Annotated in this window: 3 protein-coding genes; all 3 read left to right on the forward strand. The window is 70.2% G+C overall.

Translation table 11 applies throughout. The annotated features are described in order from the left end of the window. The coding region (locus Q1V87_RS02425) for a transglutaminase family protein (protein WP_300590706.1) at positions 1–1,832 on the forward strand (1,832 nt) is incomplete at its 5' end. Beyond that, complete coding sequence (locus Q1V87_RS02430) at positions 1,829–4,345, forward strand: circularly permuted type 2 ATP-grasp protein (RefSeq protein WP_300590707.1); 2,517 nt, start codon at positions 1,829–1,831, stop codon at positions 4,343–4,345. The genes Q1V87_RS02425 and Q1V87_RS02430, both read left to right, overlap by 4 nt. A gap of 10 nt (positions 4,346–4,355) precedes the next feature. Then, positions 4,356–5,252 (forward strand): transglutaminase family protein, encoded by an 897-nt coding sequence (locus Q1V87_RS02435; protein WP_300590708.1) that lies wholly within the window; start codon positions 4,356–4,358, stop codon positions 5,250–5,252. Positions 5,253–5,347 lie beyond the last annotated feature (95 nt).

Here is a 5,347-nt window from a genome sequence, read left to right on the forward strand (position 1 = left end):
ACCTCGCAGCCCTCGACCGCGACATCGACACACCGACCGGTTGGGTGCTCCCGCTCACGACCGACGGGCACTGGGCGAGCCCCGTGTGGACGTTCCGCCGCGGCAGGCTCGTGCTCAGCCCCGGCACGAGCCCTCTCGGCCTGCGCCTGCCGTTGGACTCTGTGTCGTGGACGCCGCCAGAGCTGACGGCCGAGCCCTCGTATCTCGAAGAGGCGCCGCTCCGTGAGCCCGCGGTCCCCGACGTGTCGCTCCAGGGCGTCGCAACTACTGCGACCACCGCCATCGCGTTCGAGGCTCGGGACGGCCAGGTGCATGTCTTCCTGCCCCCGGTCGCGCACCTCGAGGACTATACCGACCTGCTGCACGTCCTCGAGCAGGCGGCGTCTGCCACCGGCATCCGTCTGGTGATCGAGGGCTACGCGCCGCCACCGGACACCCGCCTCGAGCAGCTCGTCGTGACCCCCGACCCCGGCGTCATCGAAGTGAATGTGCAGCCGGTGTCATCGTGGGCGCAGCAGCGCGAGCTGACCACGACGCTCTACGACCTCGCCCGGCGCAGCCGCCTGTCCACCGAGAAGTTCGACCTCGACGGCCTGCACACCGGCACCGGCGGTGGCAACCACATCACGATCGGCGGCATCCAGCCGATCGACTCGCCACTGCTGCGACGCCCCGACCTGCTGGCGAGCCTCATCACCTACTGGCAGCGGCATCCGAGCCTGTCCTATCTCTTCTCGGGTCGGTTCATCGGACCGACGAGCCAGGCTCCACGTTTTGACGAGGGTCGACCCGAGGCCGTGTACGAGATGGAGGTCGCGCTGCGGGAGCTGCGGCGGCTGGATGCCGAGGCTGCAGCATCCGGCGGCACCGCCCGCCCCTGGATCGTGGACCGGGCCCTCCGCCACCTGCTCACCGACATGACGGGCAACACCCACCGGGCCGAGTTCTGCATCGACAAGCTCTACAGCCCCGACTCCAGCCGCGGGCGGCTCGGGCTGCTGGAACTGCGAGGATTCGAGATGCCACCGCATCCCGAGCTCGCCCTCGTCCAGGCCCTTCTGGTGCGCAGCCTCATCGCCTGGTTCTGGGACACGCCCTACAACGAGCCGCTGGTGCGGTGGAGCACGCGGCTGCACGACGAGTTCCTCCTCCCCCACGGGACGCTGCTGGATATCGAGGGGGTGGTCGACGACCTGAATCGCGCCGGCATCCCGTTCGAGCAGTCGTGGCTTGACGCCTTCGCGGAGTTCCGTTTCCCGCGCGTCGGTCTGGCACGAATCGCTGCCCCCGGAGCCCGCATCGAACTCGAGCTTCGCCAGGCCATCGAGCCGTGGCACGTACTCGGCGAGGAGGCCACCGGATCGGGAACCGCCCGCTATGTGGACTCATCGGTCGAGCGCGTTCAGGTCACGGTGCGCGGCGTTGACGAGCGCCGACACCTCGTGACGTGCAATGGTGTACCTGTGCCTCTCACATCGACCGGCACGCTCGGCGAGTTCTACGCGGGCGTGCGTTATCGCGCCTGGCAGCCGTGGTCGGCGTTGCATCCCTCGATCGAGGTGCACTCTCCGCTGACCTTCGACGTGATCGACACCCGCGCCGAAGCGAGCCTCGGCGGCGCCACCTACCACGTCGTGCACCCGGGCGGACGCGCCTACGAGCACCCGCCCGTGAATGCGTTCGAGGCCGAAGCACGACGTGCGAGCCGCTTTGAGGCCCACGGACACACGCCCGGCCGCGTCGACGTCGGAGCCCTCCGCGAGCGCGGCCGCCGCGCGGCATCCGCTGACTACCCGCACACCCTCGACCTGCGCAGGATCGCCCCGGCGTGAGCGTCCTCCGCGACTATGCCGCCGCGGTCACCCAACCCACGCTGCCCTTCGCTTCACCCCGGGGATCGTCGGCGCGCTTCGACGAGGTCATTGCGCCCGACGGCACGTTGCGGCCCGCATGGCGCGCGATGGCGCCCGGAGCCCTGACTCTCACGATCGATGACCTGTCCAGGTTGAATCGCGAGGTCAAAGGGCTCCTGGCCGACGAGGGAGTGACCTACAACCCGGCCGACTCCGACCCCGAGCCGTGGCGGCTGGACCCGGTTCCGCTCGTGCTCGACGGCGCCGAGTGGGCGAAGCTCGATGTCGGGCTGGCCCAGCGCGCCGAGCTCCTGAACGCCCTGCTCGTGGACGTGTACGGCGAACGACGGATGCTGCGCGAAGGCATCCTGCCTGCTGCGACAGTGCTGGGGCACGCCGGCTACATCCGGGCCGTCGCCGGGACGGGATCCACCGATCCTCACCCCCTGCTGTTCAGCGCCACCGATCTCGGGCGGGACGGCGAGGGCGAGTGGCGGGTCATCTCCGATCGCGTCCAGGCACCCTCGGGGCTCGGGTACGCGATGGAGAACCGCCGGATCGTGTCGCAGGTCGTTCCCGAGCTGTTTCACGGCGCCGCCCTTCACCGCATCGAGCCGTACTTCGATGCCCTGCGCGAAGCACTCATCGCGGCCGCTCCGGATGCCCGGCCCGATGCCCGCGTCGTCGTCCTTACACCCGGCGCGCTATCGGAAACCGCCTACGATCAGGCATTCCTCGCTGGCATGCTCGGGTTCCCACTCGTGCAGGGGGCAGACCTGGTGGTGCGCGACGGCAAGGTCTGGATGAAGCCCGCGGGCTGGCCCGAAGTGGCACCACGCGAGCGCGTCGATGTCATCCTGCGCCGCGTCGACGCCGAGTGGTGCGACCCCCTCGAGCTGCGGGGAAACTCGCAGCTCGGTGTGGCCGGACTGACCGAGGCGGTTCGCCGCGGCGGCGTGCGGCTCGTGAACGGCCTGGGCGCCGGCGTACTTGAGAACCCCGCACTGCTCCCCTTCCTTCCCGCCCTCTGCGAGCGCCTCCTCGGCGAACAGTTGCGCCTGGCGTCGACGCCGACGTGGTGGTGCGGCGATCCTGACGCGCTGGACCAGGTAGCGCCCCGCCTGCTGGGAGCAGATCCGACCCTTGTCGTTCGGGCCATCGACGGGCTTCGGACGCCGCTGGAAGCATCCGACCCCGCCCGGCTCGTCGAACGCATCAGACAGAGCCCCCACCGTTTCGCGGCGCAGGAGTTGCTTCCTCTCTCGCAGGTACCGACCTGGCGCGCGCCCGGGTATGTCGACGCGAGGCCGGTGGTGTTGCGAACATTCACGCTCCGGCACCAGTCGACCTATCGACCCCTCATCGGCGGGCTTGCCACCGCCGTCGCGGACGGCACGCTCCCCACGGCATCGAAGGACGTCTGGGTCCTGAAGGCCGACCCGTCAGACCTCGACCAAGGGCTCCCGGATGCGACAACCGTTGCCGTCGTCCAGTCGGTGCCCGAGGTGGCCCCGCGCGCACTCGATGATCTGTTCTGGTCGGGCCGCTACGCCGAGCGCGCCGAAGATCTGCTGCGGCTCGTGCTCGCGATCCGCTCGGATGCCGACCAACTCACCGCACCGGGATTGACCGCGACGCAGAGCACGCAGGTGCTCGTGGGCGCCACCCAGCGCCTGTGCGGCACGCGGTGGCTCGACCTCGACGACGAGTTCCGGTCGGTGCTGCTCGACGGCACGCGCCCCGGCTCGGTGGCGCATTCGCTCGCGCGCCTGCGCACAACCCTCGAGGGAGTGCGTGACCAGCTTTCTGCCGACACGTGGCGGGTGTTCGCCGCCACCGATCGCGCAGGTTCCGCCCTGCGGATCACTCCGCACGCCCACGGCATCGGCGAGGCGGCGGGGCAGATGCTCACGGCGCTTCTGGCGCTGCAGGGCACCTCGGCCAACATGATCCGTGATGCCGGCTGGCACATGATCGAGGCCGGGCGAGCCATCGAACGGGCGCTGCAGCTGGGCATCCTGCTTCGCGCGACGATGGTCGACCGCCTCGTCGGCGAGGTCGAACAGGAAGTGCTCGAAGCTGTGCTGCGCGCGAGCGAAAGCGTCGTCACCCACCGCCGCCGGTACCGCGGCGGGCTTTACGCGAGCGGCGTGATCGATCTGCTGGTGCGAGACCCCGAGAACCCCCGGTCGCTGCGGTTCGCCGTGGCACGCATCCGCGAGCACCTCGCCGCCCAGCCGCTGTCGAGCGGGTCGACCCGCCCCGAGCGACTGCTCGATCAGCTCGAGGCGCAGCTCGCGGAGGTGCAGGTCGCCGACCTCTCTATGGCTGTCGATGATCGGCGGTCGATGCTGCACGACACCCTCACGGATGCCGACGCGCAGCTGCGCGAGATCGCGCGGGCCATCGAGGCACTGCACTTCTCTGCCGGCCCGCCGCTGCAGACCTATGCGTCGCTGTCGCTGACCGAGCTCACAGGGGCACTCTCGTGAGGAGCGACGCATGAAGTACGCGGTGTCGCACCGGACGATCTACGAATACAGCGACGATGTGCGCAACAGCCTGGGGCTCGCGCACGTGGCCCCGCGACCGGTGGTGTGGCAGCAGATCGCTTCGCACACCGTCACGATCGAGCCGGGGCCGAACGACGTCAGCCACGAGCGCGACGCCTTCGGCAATGTCGTGACGTACTTCCACGTCACCTCCCCCCACACCCGTCTGGTCGTCGACGCTCGCACCGACGTCACCGTCGAGGCGCCCCGCTACGACGGTGCGGCGCTGGAGCTGCCGTGGGAGCTGGCACGTCCGCTGCAGCATCCTGACACCCCCGGCGCATGGTCCGCGGCGGAGTTCGCCGTCGCCTCCCCCAAGGCAGAGCACGTCGCCGACGCCCACGCGTATGCCGCGGCATCCTTGACGCCGGGGCGGCCGATCGGCGAGGCCGCCACCGACCTCATGCACCGCATCAAGGCCGACTTCGACTACGACAAGACGGCGACGACCGTCACCAGCTCGGTCGCCGAAGTGTTCCGGACGCGCGCGGGAGTCTGTCAGGACTTCGCGCACCTCGCCCTCGCGTGCCTGCGCAGTCACGGAATTGCGGCGCGCTACGTCAGCGGGTACCTTGCCACCCAGCCGCCGCCCGGTCGGGAGCGGATCGTCGGCGCGGACGCCTCGCACGCGTGGCTCGCGGTTTGGCTGCCGGGATCGGACGAGTGGCTCGCGATCGACCCGACCAACGACCAGTGGGCGAACGACCGCTACGTCACCGTCGCGTGGGGCCGAGACTACGGCGATGTCTCCCCCGTCAAGGGCATCATCTTCACCACAGCGAAGCGTTCGACCCTGCGCGTCTCGGTCGACGTCGCCCCCGTCTCGGCATCCGCCCCGGCATCCTGAGTTCCCCCGCCCCGCCCGCCCCGCCCGACTGCCCATGCCGTGTCGCAACGGCGCAGACTGTGCGCGACACCCCGGCATCCAGCCCCCTCCGCCCG

It is taken from the genome of Microbacterium sp. (assembly GCF_030149085.1).
In the GTDB taxonomy this organism is placed as follows: domain Bacteria; phylum Actinomycetota; class Actinomycetes; order Actinomycetales; family Microbacteriaceae; genus Microbacterium.

Bases quoted from the DNA above. Each gene is read 5' to 3' on its own strand.
- Q1V87_RS02435 (WP_300590708.1), top strand. From the start codon at position 4,356: ATGAAGTACGCGGTGTCGCACCGGACGATCTACGAATACAGCGACGAT.